This window comes from Staphylococcus sp. FSL K6-0223 (genome assembly GCF_038008285.1).
In genome coordinates, this window is record NZ_JBBOYX010000001.1 from 1,322,640 (window position 1) to 1,337,955 (window position 15,316).

The following is a 15,316-nucleotide window of genomic DNA, read 5'->3' on the forward strand; positions in this document are numbered from 1 at the left end:
GGGATTATTATGAGTGATCGTTTTATAAAATTTAATGATGAGCAGCTAGATGCTAAGCAAGTCATGATGTTACAAGATTTAGCGCGCTTACTACTGAAAAACGAACAAACTAAAGTAAAAATTCAAAAGTTCCCTTATTATGATCCTATTAATAATACTTTAATTACAAGTTGGTTTTGGTCTCATCGTCCAAAAGATATTGAAAGTGCAGGGTTAAAAACAGATGTCATGCTCGCTGCATATGGTTATAAAATGATGGACGAAGCTATCGTAAATGAAGTTCTTCATGATAATGAATTTAGCCATTCTAAATTTTATCATCAACTCTTTAGATTGCTAGAAGATATGCGCGTTTTTAATTTTATTAAAGAGGAGCGACCTAGCACTGCTAAACAAATTGATTTAAGAGTGAAAACTCGATTATCTTATACGGAATCACAAATTAAATTCTATAAAACAAAAACGGTATATACAGATTTACTTTTCTTATATTTAGAGCGCGCATTTTTAAGTCAAAACTTCTTTGATATACCCACGATACATCCACAATTAGATGACATATTAAATCACATGTTTCAATATTTACCTGATTTTTTCCAAAATGAATCATCTGAAGATAATATGTATCTTGCACAACGTGTCATGTTCCAAATCGATGAAATGTTATCACATGACATGTTAAATGAATATTATCATCTTCCTAGAAAAGTATATGAAGCTATTCATGAAATGTCTTACGAGGATATTAAACGTATGGATGCAAGTAATGTTGATGGCCAAGATAATACAAACGAAGAAACTGACACTACATCAGCCGAAGCTGAAACAAACGCTCAAGATAGTAAATCTGAAGGTGGCGCTTATCTTGAAATGGAATTACATGAAGGTGAAAATAGTGATGTTATGAGTGATAACGACACTGCACGTGAAGGTGATTCAACTGATGATATGACAGATATGATGACAAAAAAAGGACGTGGCTCTAATCATTCACTTGATCGTGATGAAGGCGGTTCTATAGGTTCTAATCCATCATTTGCTTTACGTGGTATTAATGAAAATGTCGAAATAGAATGGAAAGTACCTGATATAGAGCCAGAGTATATTTCAAGCTACCAGCAAGTTAAAAATGAAGTACAATTTGAAACTAAAGATTTAATTCAGATTATAAAGAAAACCATCGATAGAGAACATGTTGACGAACGTCATAATTTGACTAAAGGTCGTCTTCAACGTGATTTAACCAATTGGTTTATTGATGATCAATATAAATTGTTTTATAAAAAACAAGACCTTAGTAAAACATTCGATGCGACTTTTACATTACTGATTGATGTATCTGCTAGTATGTTTGATAAAATGGAAGAAACGATTAAAGGCGTCGTATTATTTCATGAAACATTAAAAGCACTCAACGTTAAACATGAGATACTTGCTTTTAATGAAGATGCTTTTGACTCTGATGATCGAAAACAACCCAATATCATTGATGAAATCGTTCATTACGATCGTTCAATCATGGAAAAAAGCGGACCACGCATTATGTCATTACATCCTCAAGATGATAATAGAGATGGCGTAGCTATACGAATTGCAAGTGAACGTTTATTAAGAAGAAGTCATCAACAACGTTTCTTAATTATCTTTTCAGATGGGGAACCTTCAGCGTATAACTATGCTCAAGACGGTATTTTAGATACGTATGAAGCTGTGGAAATGGCGCGTAAATTTGGAATCGAAGTATTTAATGTCTTTTTAAGCCAAGATCCTATTACTGAAGATATTGAAGAAACCATTCATAATATTTATGGACAATTTGCATTATTTGTAGAAGGTGTTGAAAATTTACCGAGTCACTTATCACCATTGCTAAAAAAATTATTATTAAAATCTTTCTAATAATTAAACTGTATATTGATTTATAATATTCAAATTTTTGTGACATACATAGACTTGTCAATTCTTTTTGTGCTAGAATGTTAAATATTGCAAACATATACATAAAAAGGAGCAATTCTATGAATAAACATACTTGGATTATCGGCTTTACGCTATTTGCTATGTTTTTTGGCGCAGGTAATCTAATTTTTCCTCCTAATTTAGGACAAGAAAGTGGTGCCTATTTCTGGCCAGCAATTTTAGCTTTTTGTTTGACTGGAATAGGCTTACCATTACTTGGAGTAGTCGTTGGGGCACTTGATAAACAAGGATATATTGGTGCCTTTAATAAACTGTCACCGAGATTTTCAGTTATCTTTCTCATTATTATTTATTTAACCATTGGACCTCTATTTGCTATACCACGTACTGCATCTACGTCTTTTGAAATGACTATTACACCCATTACGCATTCAAATAGTAATATGTCTTTATTCATTTTTACACTTATTTATTTTATTGTTGTTTTATATTTATGTATTAATCCTGGTAAAATAGTAGATCGAATTGGATCTTTATTAACTCCTTTATTATTAATTACAATTTTGGCCATGATTATTAAAGGATTTGTAGATTATAAGGGACACAGTTCATCTCATGGAAATCCAGAGATATATTCTTCAAATATAGAAAGTTTTTCACACGGCTTTATTGAAGGGTATTTAACAATGGATGCAATTGCAGCAATTGCATTTTCAATGATTGTGGTTAATGCCATTAAAGCAACAGGAGTTAAACACACCAATCAAATATTTAAACAAACAGTTATAGCTGGATTTATTGCCGCTTTAGCATTAATTTTTATATATGTTTCTTTAGGCTATATTGGTAATCATATGGGAATAAGTCAAAATACGATTACATCTCTAATGGCTAAAAATCAAAATATAGGAACTTATTTACTTACTACCATGGCTACAAACGGCTTTGGTATTCTAGGAAAATACTTACTAGGTATCATTGTTGCTTTAGCTTGTTTAACTACAGCTTGTGGACTTATTGTATCTGTGAGTCAATACTTTTATAGTATATTTTCAAAAATTAGTTATAAGGTATATGTTATAGGTTTTACAATTATCAGTTTTATATTGGCTAATTTAGGATTAAATTCTGTTATAAACATGTCTGTTCCTGTGTTAAGTATTATTTATCCTGTAGCCATTACTATGATTATTTTAATTTTACTTGCGCGTTTTATTCCAACTAAACCTATTGCGCAACAAATACCTATTATTATTGTTAGTCTTGTTTCAATTGTAAGTACAATAAATACATTAGGTTTAATAAAATTAAATGTTATAAATCATTTACCCCTTAAGCAATATTCTTTAGAATGGTTACCTATAGCTATCATTTCAATCATAATAGGGTATATCGTATCTAAGTTTATAAATCAATCGTATATTGTTTATCAAAAGGAATAGATATACTAAACACCGGTTACTTCTTTAAATGAGAGCAATCGGTGTTTTAATTTTATCTATTCTTTTTTCATAGTAAGTAAATGTTCTTTTAATTCATTCTCGAGTTGTGATAATTCTCTTTCAGCTTGTTGACGTTTTTGACGTCCATTATATTGAATTTGCAGTGTTTGTTCAATCGTTTCAATGATATCATTTTGAGTCGCTTTAAGCGTTTCAATATCTACGATACCACGTTCATTTTCAGTAGCCGTTTCAATTGCATTTTGCTTTAACATGGCTGCATTTCGTGTAAGTAAATCATTTGTGGTATCAGTAACTGCACGCTGAGCTGTTACAGCATTTTTTTGTCTCATTAAAGTGAGGGCAATAGCCATCTGATTTTTCCATAAAGGAATACTTGTGAGAATAGAACTTTGAATTTTTTCAGCTAATGCTTGATTCACATTTTGAATCATACGAATTTGCGGCGCTGTTTGAATTGCAATTTGACGTGATAATTGTAAGTCATAAATTTTTTTATCTAATCGATCAACAAATTGCTCCATATCAGCGACACTTTGAATATCCATTTGATTACCAGATTGTTCTGCATGTTGACGCAATTTAGGTAATTCATTAGCATTTATTTCTTGTTTTTTACGCTGTGCAGCAGCAATATATAGAGAAACATCATCAAAATATACTTTATTTTGTTCATAAAGATGATCGAGTAATTGAATGTCTTTAGTCAAATTTCCTTTATGCTTATCCAATTGAATGGTGATTCTATCAACTTGTGAACTTACAGATTGCATTCTAGAGAATACTTCATTTATTGAAGCTTTTGTTCGTCTAAATAAACGTTTAAGTTTAGATTGATTGTCTTGATTCAAGTCATCAGGATTAACTTCTCTTAACTTAGACATTAATTGATTTAAAGTATCACCAATAGGACCCACATCTTTCGATTGAACTTCATCTAACATTTGATGTGAAAATTGAGACATGTTTTGCTGTAGATGTGTCCCAAAAGATAATAAGCCTTCACTATCTAGTGGTTTGATTTGTTGACTAATTGAATCAATTTTTTTTAAATCTTGTTCGTTAAATTGTTGTTCAAAGTCTTGCTTAACATTTTGAGTTGAAACATCATACGTTTGATGATCTATATAATCATCTAATGGATGTGAGTTAATAAATTGGTCTTTTTGATTCATTTAAAAATTCTCTCCATTCTTATCTTAAATTTAAATTATTATTTTTTATATCGCTTGTGTTGTAACCGATTAAGTTCCATTTCAATATCTAAACGCTCATAATCATCTTCATTAAGTCTTTTTAAATCTGCAATAAGTGTACGTTTTACCTCATCTAAAGTAATACGTGTTTGCTCTAATTTTTGCTTTTCTTCAGCAGATTTTTTTGGCATTTTAGATAAACGGGTATATGCATCAATTAAATTTAGTGCATTATCTATATGCGAATAAAAGAAACTTTCTACTTTAAAAAATGATGAAGGTCTCTGTTTAACAGCAAAATGAATAGACTTAGAAATTTTATATATATCATTAATTTGACGAAAATCTTTAATAGATCTGATATTAATATATGATTTTAAAATATTACGAATTTTATTATGTGATTGATTGAGTTGTTGATTAACAAAACGATAGTCTCTACGTGATAATCCAATTTCATTTAAATATTTTTTGGATGTCAATCTTTGAGTAGGAAAATAAGATACAAAAAACATTCCAATACCTATTAGGGCATCAAGTATAAAGGATAAATCAAATCCAAATACACTTGTCACCCATGAGATAATAGCTATTGGAATTCCTACTAAAACACCCAGAAGCCGAGAAAGGTTATATCTCAATATTCATCTTCCTTTATTTAATAAATCGTTTTAAATTCTGAGTATCTATTTGTTACGTCTAAATCTTCAATACTATAATCAGAAACTGAAGATGCAGGAGAAGCACCAGCAATCACTTTATTAATAAATGATTTTATTTGTTCCTCGTCACCTTGAGCATATATATCTACATAATCCTCAACATTTTGAACAGTACCAAATATATCAAGTTTTTTTGCAATTAATTCAGTATGATGACGGAACCCTACACCTTGGACAGTTCCAAATACTTGTATATGTTTATGTTGCATCATTATCACCTCTACATTATATTATACGTATTTTTCCTACAAAAAACTAATAATTAATATACATATCATCTTTATCTCAATTAAAAGAACGAAGTCTTTAAGCTTGAATTCGTCTAAAAAAAAGTTACAATATTTATTAGAGTTTTAATTTGAGAGGGGACTTAGTCATGTGGACAGTTGCAAAGATTCGTGCTGACTACGAGGGATGGTGGTTATTTAGCGACTGGACAGAAAAAATCGTAGAACAACATCATTATAGTAACTATGAAGAAATGTTAGAAGATTATCAATCAATTATTAAAAAAAGTAAAAAATATTATAATAATTATGTTATTGGGAAATATAATATTTATGCATTTTATAATAATTGTGATTTAAATTTTTGTGAAGATTGTGATGAAGATTTACAAATATTTTATAGTTTTATTGTTTTAAATAATAAAGAAGTTTATTATAATCTACCAAAAATTAATTAAAAGAGAATTTTCTATAATTGTATTGCAATTTAGTTCAAACTAACATATAATAGTTATCAAGCAATAGTTTTATTCCATATTGCAAAGAATATCTGTAATATTGATTGATAGCATTTTGTTATTTATACATATTTATAACACGTATTTTTTGTAATATGCGAATAATGCATATTGAATGAATTTTAGTCTTGGAGGTTTCACAATTATGAAACAAGGTACAGTTAAATGGTTTAACGCTGAAAAAGGTTTTGGCTTCATCGAAGTTGAAGGAGAAAACGACGTATTCGTACACTTCTCAGCAATTAACCAAGAAGGTTATAAATCATTAGAAGAAGGTCAATCAGTTGAGTTTGAAGTAGTTGAAGGCGATCGCGGTCCTCAAGCTGCAAACGTTGTTAAACTATAATTTATAGATTGCAAAAATTGACTTTAGTAACACCTTACCAAGATGTAGGGTGTTTTTTATATATAAATGAGGCTGGGACATAAATCTCAGAAAAAATAGCCAGTAAAAGAGTTTTTAAAAACTCTTTTACTGGCTTCTTTATTATGGTGCAACTTGAACGGGTAAGTATAAACTTTCTCGTTATTTTATTTTGTATCATTAATTATTAATTGACGTAATGATTGACGTTTGATAACTTCACGTGCTTTTCCATCTTTTAAGAAGAAAACAGGTGGTTTTTGCATTTGATTATAATTAGATGCCATAGAGTAATGGTATGCGCCAGTAGATAAAATGGCTAAATAATCTCCACGTTTTACAGAAGAAGGTAACATAGCATCTCGGATAATAATATCTCCAGATTCACATAATTTTCCGGCAATAGTTACCGTTTCGTCTGCCTTCTCATGACGATTTACAAGTAATGCTTGATATTTGGCTCCATATAAAGCAGTTCTAATATGATCACTCATACCACCATCAATAGAAACATATTTATTTACTTCAGGAATGTCTTTAATTGTTCCAACTTCATATAACGTAATACCCGCTTCGCCAACAATTGAACGTCCTGGTTCAATACCAATTTCAGGAACGTCATAGTTTAATTTTTCTGATTCAGATTTAATCGCATCTGTAATTTCAGCAATACCTTCTTCAATAGGGAAGCTTACATCACCTTCGACATATTTAATACCAAAACCGCCACCTAAGTTAAGTAATTCAACTTGGATATGATGCTCGTTAAGCCAATTTAAAACAATTTTAGCTGTTTCAATCATAGCTTCAGTACCCTCAATTTGTGATCCTACATGGAAATGTATTCCTTTTAAATGAAGATGTTTTGATGCTTCGACTTTTTCAACTGCTTGAATTGCAAGACCATGGCGAATTGAAAGACCAAATTTACTATCTTCTTGACCAGTTTGAATAAATTCATGGGTATGCGCCTCTACGCCAGGATTCACACGAATGACAACATTAACTCTATCACTTGCATAGCGATCGATTAATTCAATTTCTTCTAAAGAATCAATAACAAAGTAGCCAACGCCACTTTCTAAAGCATATTGTATTTCACGTTTCGTTTTATTATTGCCATGGAAGTGGATGCGACTAGGGTCAAATTTAGCCTCTAATGCTGTATAAAGTTCGCCTTCAGATACGACATCTAATTGTAAGTTTTCTTCTTGAACTAACTTTACCATTTGAATGCAAATAAAGGCTTTAGAAGCATATGAAATATTGTATTTTAATCCACTTTTTTGAAAAGCATTATGAAATCGACGCATTTGATTGCGAATTTCATCTTCATCATAAACAATGGTAGGCGTACCAAAACTTTGAGCTAGTGTTTTCAAACTTGTACCCGCCATTGTTAATTCACCGTAATCATTATATTTAACTGACATTTTATCTAAACTCCTTTATAAGAGAATCGTGATTCATCGCACTAAGTTGTTCTGAATTAGCGCCAACACCTTTGAATGTGTATTCATCAATGCGTATATCATTATTATATAGTATCACTTCATCTTGTGCATGAACATCATCATCGACTTCAACAAACATATGACTCATCATTAATGCTCGAATAGGGTAACGTTTACCATTAATTAATGCTTCGTGTGTTGCACGTTTTTTTAAAATACCATCACCATAGCCAATATCAACAACTGCAAGATGTGTATGATCATGCGTTGCTTCAAATGCAAAACTATAACCACAATAATCACCTTTATTTACTTCACGAACTTGAATTACATTTCCTTTTACGGTTAAGGCTTGTTCAATCTCATGTTCATCTAATTTGCTATATGGTCTTGAACCATATAAAGCGATACCTACACGTGCATGTGTATGATAGGGAAGAAGTTGTTGTCCTTCACGATAATAACTCGCACTATTTTGCGCATGGATAAGTTCAAATTGGTATCCTTCATTTAATAATGTATTAACGACGTTTAACCAAGCTTCACGTTCAATCCCATATTCTGGAACATCAAATTCATCTGCATATCCAAAATGCGTCCATAGGCCAACGATATTCATTTCACTTCCATTATCATTTTCATGATGATGAAGTACTTCTTTAATTTCATCAAGATTTTTGAAACCTGAACGATGGAGTAAATTTTCAAATTCTAAATGAACATTAATATCTTTTAATTCACTTTTGTACTGATAATAATATTCTAAAGAGGGAAGCGTCATTTGAATATTATTATTTCGAACTGTATCAAAGTCATAAACTGCATTCATTAAAAAGATTGTAGCATGAGGTGCAAGTTTACGAACTCTCACTGCTTCTTTTAAGGAAGTCGTACTAAATGTATGGATACCTGCTTCTAAAAATGTTCTTACTGCAAACTCTAATCCATAATGATAAGCATTATTTTTTACAACTGCCATTATTGATTGATTATTCTTTACTTTAGTTGCATTTCTTAAAAAGATTTTTGAATCAACTGACCAAACTGCTGTCAATTTAATTTACTCCTTTCCATAATGGTTCAATATTTGTTCATAGTAATTGGCAACATCAATAAGCACTTTTTCGTCAAAATTTAAATGCGATGTATGTAAGCCTGTGATAAAGCCTTTATCTTCATTTCGAGTTCCTACAAAAGCAAAGTAAGACGGTGCTAATTGTTGGCCATAAAAACTAAAGTCTTCGCCGAATAAAAATGGCAGAGGCTTTTCAATAACTTCTAAATTAGCAGATAGAATAGATTGTTCAACGATATGACGTAGTTTAGGACTATTCATTGTAGCAGGATATCCTTCTTCAAATTTGACTTCACAATCAACATTGAATAATAATTTCACACTTTTTGCAATTTTATTCATTTGATTTTTCACGATATTTAAATCACTGGCATCATAAGTACGAATAGTTCCTTCTAAATAACCATTACTAGGAACCGTATTAATTGCTTCACCTGCATTAAAGTGGCCCATATGAACAATATTACGTTTTAGTCCATTTAAATGATATTGCTGTATTTGACCAACTTGATTTAAAACATGAATCAGTGCTTCGCCACATGAATGACCTTGCTCTTTATCAGCTACATGACTAGATAATCCTTTTAAGAAAAAACGATATTCAGTGGCACTTGCTGTAATTTCTTCATCGCGTATCACGACTTGTCCTTCGTCAGCGAAAGGATTTACATGAATGCCAAATACTGCTTCAATAGGATATTGATTAAAAGCACCGGCTTTAATTAAGCGATTTGCGCCACCGCCTGTTTCTTCAGCTGGTTGGAAGATAAACACGACATTATGAGGTAATTGATGTTGATCAGCCATCGCCTTACATCGTTTAACAAATAACATCAATGCTGTTGTATGACCATCGTGACCACAAGCATGCATCACATTATCTGTTTGACTACGATAATCGACATTATTTTCTTCAAAAATGGGTAGGGCATCAATGTCTGCCCGAAATGCAATTGTATGGTCACTATTACCTTCTAAATATGCAATAGCACCCGTTTCAAGAGGTTGCTCGTAAGATACATTTAATTCATCTAAAAATCGAGTAATATATTGAGTTGTCTCAAATTCATGAAGACTTAATTCTGGATGTTGATGTAAATGTCTTCTATGTTGTGTGACAAATTCTAATTCGCTCATCTTAATCAATCCTTTATTCATTTATTATTCAACTTATGTATTCATTTAATCGTAAAGGCTGAGAACATGTTGTCCCAGCCTTTAGCATTCAATTATTCAAGTTTGTCATTAATCATTTAATTTTCTTAACGCTGCAACGATTTCTCGTTTAGAGTCTTGAACTTCAGATGTTTGTTTAATGACTTTAGCAGGTGTACCAGCTACAACCGCACCAGCAGGAACATCTTGAGTCACGATAGCACCAGCAGCTACAATAGCGCCTTCGCCAACTCTTACACCTTCTAGAATAACTGCGTTTGCGCCAATTAATACATTATCTTCGATTACTACTGGAGAAGCACTAGGTGGCTCAATAACGCCCGCTAATACTGCACCGGCACCTACATGAACATTTTTACCTGTTGTCGCACGACCACCTAATGTTGCATTCATATCAATCATAGTACCTTCACCTACAACAGCGCCAATATTGATTGTTGCTCCCATCATCACAACGGCACCGTCTTCGATAATAGCTTGTTCACGAATGAATGAACCTGGTTCAATACGTGCATTTGTATTAGTTAAGTCTTTTAAAGGAATAGCAGAATTACGACGGTCCATTTCAATTTCTAAGTCAGTAATATGTGATTGATTGGTTTCATAAAATGTTTTCCAATCATCCGCTTCACAAAATATTACTTTTGAATCATCAGATCCGAATACTTTAAATGTATTAGGAAAAGTGACGCCATTGAATTGTCCATTTACGTATACTTTTAATGGTGTTGATTTTTTAGCATCACTAATATATTGAATAATTTCTTGTGCAGATAAGTGTTGTACCATAGTTTAGAGTCTCCTTAAGTTATTTTATAAGTTGTCAAATGTATAGAAACCATTTGATTTTGTGTTTAATTTTTCAGCAGCTGTAATTGCGCCATTTGCAAAAATGTCCTTAGATTGCGCTTTATGAGAAATGGTAATTGTTTCATCTGTGCCAGCAAATAAAACATCATGTTCGCCTACAATTGTACCGCCACGAACTGAATGAATACCGACTTCATCTTTTTCACGTTTTTCAGTTCGCTCATGTCGATCGTAAACAGGCGTTACATTTTCACGTAATTCTTTAATAACATCATAAAGTTTGACGAGTGTGCCACTTGGCGCATCCACTTTTTTATTATGATGAGCTTCAGTTAACTCAATATCATAATCTTGTAAAAGGGGAACAGCTGCTTCTAGAATTTTAGTTAATGCATGGACGCCATAACTCATATTTGCACTGAAGAAAACAGGCATACGTTCGCTTAATTGTTCTAATTTTTGAATCAGTTTTTCTTTTTCACCAGTAGTAGCAATCACTAAAGGTAATTCAAACTCTTCATCTAATAAAGGTAATAATAGATTAGGATTAGAGAAGTCGATCGCTACATCGGCTTCATTTTGTGCGTCTGCAATATGATGATAAGTTTTATATGGTGAATGTTGATGTTCTTCTCGCTCAATTGTACCAACAATCTCATGACCTTTTTCTTCTGCTAATCTGGCAACGCGTTGATTCATTGTGCCATATCCAATGAGTAAAATTTTCATTTTTATTCCTCCGCTTTAAATGCTTTATAAGCATTCACTAATACATTTGCTTTTTCTTTCTCTAATGGTAATAAAGGTAATCTTAATTCATAATTTCCAAATCCTAAATGACTTGTTAGAGCTTTAATTGGAATAGGGTTGACATCAACTGAAAGTGCATCTAACAATTGACCTATCGGTTCAAAGTCTTTCTCAATTTCTTTCCCATTTTGTTTAGCATCATAAAGTGCTTGAAATTCTTTCGGAATAACGTTAGCAATGACAGAAATTACGCCATTACCTCCGCGATTATAGAATTCTACGACATTATCATCATTACCACTGTAAAGAGCAAATTCATCTTGATGAATACGTTTTTTCACTTCTTCGTAATAGTTAAAGTCATTGGTAGCATCTTTAATAGCTACAATGTAATCATTATGACTTAATGTTTCGACTGTTTCAGGATCAATTGTCATATTCGTTCTTGAAGGTACATTATATAAAACAACAGGTAACTTAACTTCATTCGCGATGGTTTCAAAATGTTTAATTAAGCCACGTTGATTTGTTTTATTATAGTAAGGTGTGATTAACATAATACCATCTACACCTAATTCTTTAGCACGTAATGAAGCTTGAATAGATTTAGCTGTATTATTTGTACCAGTTCCAGCGATAATAGCCACTTGATGATTAACTTGTTTAATCACTGCTTGAAGTACTGTTTCTTTCTCTTCTTCTGTTAAAGTAGGGCTCTCTGCTGTAGTACCGTTTACAATAATTGCTTTAACATTATTATCAAGTAAAAATTGAACATGTTGTTCTAATGCTTTATAGTCAACTTCATTATTAGTAAATGGAGTAGCAAGCGCTACACCTACACCTTCAAAAATATGTGCCATATTATCTAGCTCCTTTTAATTTAATGACTTGTTCTAACACTTGAACTGCATTTAAAGCTGCACCTTTAAGTAGGTTATCTGAAGTACACCAAACATGGAAAGTATTATCAAGTGAGTCATCACGACGAATTCTACCTACAAATACTTCATCTTTACCTGTTGAATTAATAGCTAAAGGATATTCATTATTTTCAGGATTATCTACTAAAACAACACGATTATCGTTTTCAAATAAATCTTTAATTTCTTGAACTGTTGCTTCTTTATCAAGAGTAACATCAATTTCTACGCTATGACTATCTTGGACAGGTACACGTGCACATGTTGCAGTCACACGTAAGTCAGGTTGTCCTAAAATTTTTCGTGTTTCATCAATCATTTTTTGCTCTTCTTTTGTATATCCATCTTCTAAGAAAACATCAATATGTGGTAAAACATTATTATAAATAGGATGTGGATAAGCTTCTGGAGCTTTACCATTCGCACCTTCAGCTAAGTCTCTCTTACCTTTAACCCCTGAACCTGAAACTGCTTGATATGTTGTATAAGCTACACGTTTTAATCCAAAAGCATCGTATAAAACTTTAAGTGGCACGACCGACTGAATTGTTGAGCAGTTAGGATTAGCAATGATACCACGTTTAAATTCTGGTTGGTTAACTTCTGGTACAATTAAATCCACATCGTTTGTCATACGCCATTGACTTGAATTATCAATAACAATTGCTCCAGCTTTTTCGAAAATAGGGGCAAATTGTTTACTTGTTCCGCCACCTGCACTCATTAGCACGTAATCAAATTTTTCACTTGCTGCTTCTTCTGTAAGTTCTTGAACTGTATATGTTTTCCCTTGAAACTCAATTTCTTTACCTGCTGATCTTGCTGATGAGAATAATACCAACTCATCAAATTGGATATGTTTACGATCAATTGTTTCTAACATTTTTGTTCCGACTAATCCTGTTGCTCCAACTACTGCTAATCTTGTCATAAAAGAATCACTCCATTTAAATATTAATTGAATTTTGAATTACTTATTTTAACTTAAGTTTAAATATCAAAAGCATCGTATAGAACTTCAACCGCTTTATTTCCATTTTCTGCATCAATAACATAAGAAATACTAATTTCAGAAGTTGTTGTTTGATAAAATGGAATATTAGAATTAATTAACGTAATAAATGCTTTTGAAGCTACACCAGACATATCACGCATTCCTGAACCAATTAACGAAATTTTGACGTAAGCTTCATTAATTTTATAATCTAAAGCATCAAATGTTGTAGAAAGTTCCTCTAAGATACTTGAAATTTGTTGTACATCACTATCTTTAATAGAAAAAGATAGTTGTAAACCTTCAACATTTACGATTTGAGAAATCATATCCACATTAACTGAACCTTCATCTAAAGCAGTAAATAATTGAGTTAGAAGGCGATTATCTGGAAGAGGGTAACTAATTGTTACATGCATCATATGTGTATCTAATGCAACTCCAGTTACGGCTTTTTTTTCTAATATTTCTGTTCTTGGCATAATCCATGTTCCTTTCACATTTGATAACGTTCTACCTAAATACAAGGGGATATCATAATTTTTAGCAAGTTCTACACTTCTTGTTTCTAACACACCAGCACCTAAAGCACTCATTTCCATCATTTCTTCATAAGACACATAATCTAAACGTTTTGCCTCACTCAAAATTCTTGGATCAGTAGCATAAACGCCATCAACATCAGTGTAAATTTCACAAGGGATTTGATTACTAGCTGCTAATGCAACAGCAGTCGTATCTGAACCACCACGACCAAGTGTAGTTAACTCTAATTCGTCGTTCACTCCTTGGAAACCTGCTACAACTAAAACATCCTTGTCTTTAAATTCCTTATTAAATGTTTCAGGATTAATTTCTGCAATTCGACTTTTTAAATGATGACCTACTGTTTTGATACCTGCTTGATATCCAGTCATAGCTCTAGCACTTACGCCAATATCATTTAATACCATCGACAAATAAGAAACTGTTTGTTGTTCACCAGTTGTTAATAATAGAGCAAGTTCTTCATCTTTTGGAGTTGTTGTAAGATGAGAAACATTTTCCATTAATTGATCTGTTGTTTTGCCCATAGCACTTACGACAACAATAAGTTGTTCACCGTCATCTACACGGCGTTTAAGCATTTCTGCAATATTTTTTATCTTTGTAAAATCGGCGACAGATGAACCACCGAACTTCAAAACACGTCGTTTCAAGATTTTACCTCCTAGAATTTAGGGGCACACGTCATAAAAAAGAGCAAGTTCGGAATGTGCGAACTTGCTCGTAATTTATATACAAGTGATGCACTCCATTATTAAATAATAATGACAAACTCTCAGCTCTTAACCACAAAGTCCAACGAACGCTTACTGCGGTTGCAATTCGTTTCGGCATCGCACCCTTTCTATATTAGCCGTGGCAGACAGTGTTCTAATATATACTAATGATTGATGCGCCTCATCAATTTCTTATTCAATTACTATGTTTTTAATTATACATAAGCACCTTTTAACTGTAAACCGATTATTGTGATTTTTTGAAATAAACTGAAAATTATTGAAGTAATATTACTGTTAAAGAAAAGAGATAGTAATAATAAGTAATTTGTATAAATAATAACAATAATTCGAAAATAATAGTATTTTATAAAAAAACTGTCGCTAAAGTTCGTTATTTAGCGACAGTGTTATGCATATTCTAAATTTTAAAAATAGAAGATGCTTTATTAAAATCCTATT

General features: G+C 32.0%; 15 protein-coding genes and 1 riboswitch. Of the genes, 4 read left to right on the top strand and 11 right to left on the bottom strand.

The features are described from left to right. Window positions 1-9 precede the first annotated feature (9 nt). A complete protein-coding gene (locus tag MHI13_RS06585; RefSeq protein ID WP_070548561.1) occupies window positions 10-1,899 on the top strand; it encodes a vWA domain-containing protein in 1,890 nt (629 codons plus the stop codon). Between the two features lie 119 nt (window positions 1,900-2,018). After that, a complete protein-coding gene (gene brnQ3 / locus MHI13_RS06590) occupies window positions 2,019-3,362 on the top strand; it encodes a branched-chain amino acid-like transporter carrier protein BrnQ3 (RefSeq protein ID WP_070548563.1) in 1,344 nt (447 codons plus the stop codon). A gap of 56 nt (window positions 3,363-3,418) precedes the next feature. Here the strand turns inward: brnQ3 and MHI13_RS06595 are convergent, their stop codons facing one another. The 3 genes from MHI13_RS06595 to MHI13_RS06605 are packed head-to-tail and all read right to left on the bottom strand — an operon-like array spanning window position 3,419 to window position 5,510. Next, on the bottom strand, window positions 3,419-4,558 hold the full coding sequence (locus MHI13_RS06595) for a toxic anion resistance protein (RefSeq protein WP_070548565.1): 1,140 nt from the start codon (window positions 4,556-4,558) through the stop codon (window positions 3,419-3,421). 38 nt (window positions 4,559-4,596) lie between these two features. Then, a complete protein-coding gene (locus tag MHI13_RS06600; RefSeq protein WP_070548567.1) occupies window positions 4,597-5,220 on the bottom strand; it encodes a 5-bromo-4-chloroindolyl phosphate hydrolysis family protein in 624 nt (207 codons plus the stop codon). A gap of 17 nt (window positions 5,221-5,237) precedes the next feature. Continuing rightward, a complete protein-coding gene (locus tag MHI13_RS06605) occupies window positions 5,238-5,510 on the bottom strand; it encodes an acylphosphatase (protein ID WP_070548569.1) in 273 nt (90 codons plus the stop codon). 167 nt (window positions 5,511-5,677) lie between these two features. Between MHI13_RS06605 and msaA the strand changes: the two genes are divergently transcribed. Further along, window positions 5,678-5,986, top strand: coding sequence for a regulatory protein MsaA (gene msaA, locus MHI13_RS06610; protein WP_017176340.1), 309 nt, complete (start codon window positions 5,678-5,680; stop codon window positions 5,984-5,986). Between the two features lie 205 nt (window positions 5,987-6,191). Then, complete coding sequence (gene cspA / locus MHI13_RS06615) at window positions 6,192-6,392, top strand: cold shock protein CspA (protein ID WP_001831260.1); 201 nt, start codon at window positions 6,192-6,194, stop codon at window positions 6,390-6,392. A 185-nt stretch (window positions 6,393-6,577) separates the two neighbouring features. Here cspA and lysA read toward each other — a convergent pair whose 3' ends face one another. From lysA to MHI13_RS06655, 8 genes are all read right to left on the bottom strand, one after another. Next, entirely contained in the window at window positions 6,578-7,843 is a 1,266-nt protein-coding gene (lysA, locus tag MHI13_RS06620; RefSeq protein ID WP_145422969.1) for a diaminopimelate decarboxylase, read from the bottom strand. Window position 7,844: 1 nt separating this feature from the next. Beyond that, window positions 7,845-8,918, bottom strand: a complete 1,074-nt coding sequence (locus tag MHI13_RS06625) for an alanine racemase (RefSeq protein WP_017174710.1) — start codon at window positions 8,916-8,918, stop codon at window positions 7,845-7,847. Window positions 8,919-8,924: 6 nt separating this feature from the next. Beyond that, window positions 8,925-10,076 carry an amidohydrolase gene (locus tag MHI13_RS06630; protein WP_049415952.1) on the bottom strand — a complete coding sequence of 384 codons (1,152 nt, stop codon included), beginning with the start codon at window positions 10,074-10,076 and terminating at the stop codon, window positions 8,925-8,927. Window positions 10,077-10,184: 108 nt separating this feature from the next. Next, window positions 10,185-10,904 (bottom strand): 2,3,4,5-tetrahydropyridine-2,6-dicarboxylate N-acetyltransferase, encoded by a 720-nt coding sequence (dapD, locus tag MHI13_RS06635; protein WP_049415950.1) that lies wholly within the window; start codon window positions 10,902-10,904, stop codon window positions 10,185-10,187. A 24-nt stretch (window positions 10,905-10,928) separates the two neighbouring features. Further along, window positions 10,929-11,654, bottom strand: a complete 726-nt coding sequence (gene dapB / locus MHI13_RS06640) for a 4-hydroxy-tetrahydrodipicolinate reductase (protein ID WP_049415947.1) — start codon at window positions 11,652-11,654, stop codon at window positions 10,929-10,931. A gap of 2 nt (window positions 11,655-11,656) precedes the next feature. After that, window positions 11,657-12,538, bottom strand: a complete 882-nt coding sequence (gene dapA / locus MHI13_RS06645) for a 4-hydroxy-tetrahydrodipicolinate synthase (RefSeq protein ID WP_002455353.1) — start codon at window positions 12,536-12,538, stop codon at window positions 11,657-11,659. 1 nt (window position 12,539) lies between these two features. Next, entirely contained in the window at window positions 12,540-13,529 is a 990-nt protein-coding gene (locus MHI13_RS06650) for an aspartate-semialdehyde dehydrogenase (RefSeq protein ID WP_017174705.1), read from the bottom strand. Between the two features lie 59 nt (window positions 13,530-13,588). Further along, window positions 13,589-14,794 carry an aspartate kinase gene (locus MHI13_RS06655; protein WP_170999967.1) on the bottom strand — a complete coding sequence of 402 codons (1,206 nt, stop codon included), beginning with the start codon at window positions 14,792-14,794 and terminating at the stop codon, window positions 13,589-13,591. A gap of 77 nt (window positions 14,795-14,871) precedes the next feature. Then, a riboswitch (Lysine riboswitch) is annotated at window positions 14,872-15,047 on the bottom strand. Window positions 15,048-15,316: the final 269 nt, after the last annotated feature.

Bases quoted from the DNA above. Each gene is read 5' to 3' on its own strand.
- MHI13_RS06585 (WP_070548561.1), top strand. From the start codon at position 10: ATGAGTGATCGTTTTATAAAATTTAATGATGAGCAGCTAGATGCTAAG.
- brnQ3 (WP_070548563.1), top strand. From the start codon at position 2,019: ATGAATAAACATACTTGGATTATCGGCTTTACGCTATTTGCTATGTTT.
- MHI13_RS06595 (WP_070548565.1), bottom strand. From the start codon at position 4,558: ATGAATCAAAAAGACCAATTTATTAACTCACATCCATTAGATGATTAT.
- MHI13_RS06605 (WP_070548569.1), bottom strand. From the start codon at position 5,510: ATGCAACATAAACATATACAAGTATTTGGAACTGTCCAAGGTGTAGGG.
- msaA (WP_017176340.1), top strand. From the start codon at position 5,678: ATGTGGACAGTTGCAAAGATTCGTGCTGACTACGAGGGATGGTGGTTA.
- cspA (WP_001831260.1), top strand. From the start codon at position 6,192: ATGAAACAAGGTACAGTTAAATGGTTTAACGCTGAAAAAGGTTTTGGC.
- lysA (WP_145422969.1), bottom strand. From the start codon at position 7,843: ATGTCAGTTAAATATAATGATTACGGTGAATTAACAATGGCGGGTACA.
- MHI13_RS06630 (WP_049415952.1), bottom strand. From the start codon at position 10,076: ATGAGCGAATTAGAATTTGTCACACAACATAGAAGACATTTACATCAA.
- dapD (WP_049415950.1), bottom strand. From the start codon at position 10,904: ATGGTACAACACTTATCTGCACAAGAAATTATTCAATATATTAGTGAT.
- dapB (WP_049415947.1), bottom strand. From the start codon at position 11,654: ATGAAAATTTTACTCATTGGATATGGCACAATGAATCAACGCGTTGCC.
- dapA (WP_002455353.1), bottom strand. From the start codon at position 12,538: ATGGCACATATTTTTGAAGGTGTAGGTGTAGCGCTTGCTACTCCATTT.
- MHI13_RS06650 (WP_017174705.1), bottom strand. From the start codon at position 13,529: ATGACAAGATTAGCAGTAGTTGGAGCAACAGGATTAGTCGGAACAAAA.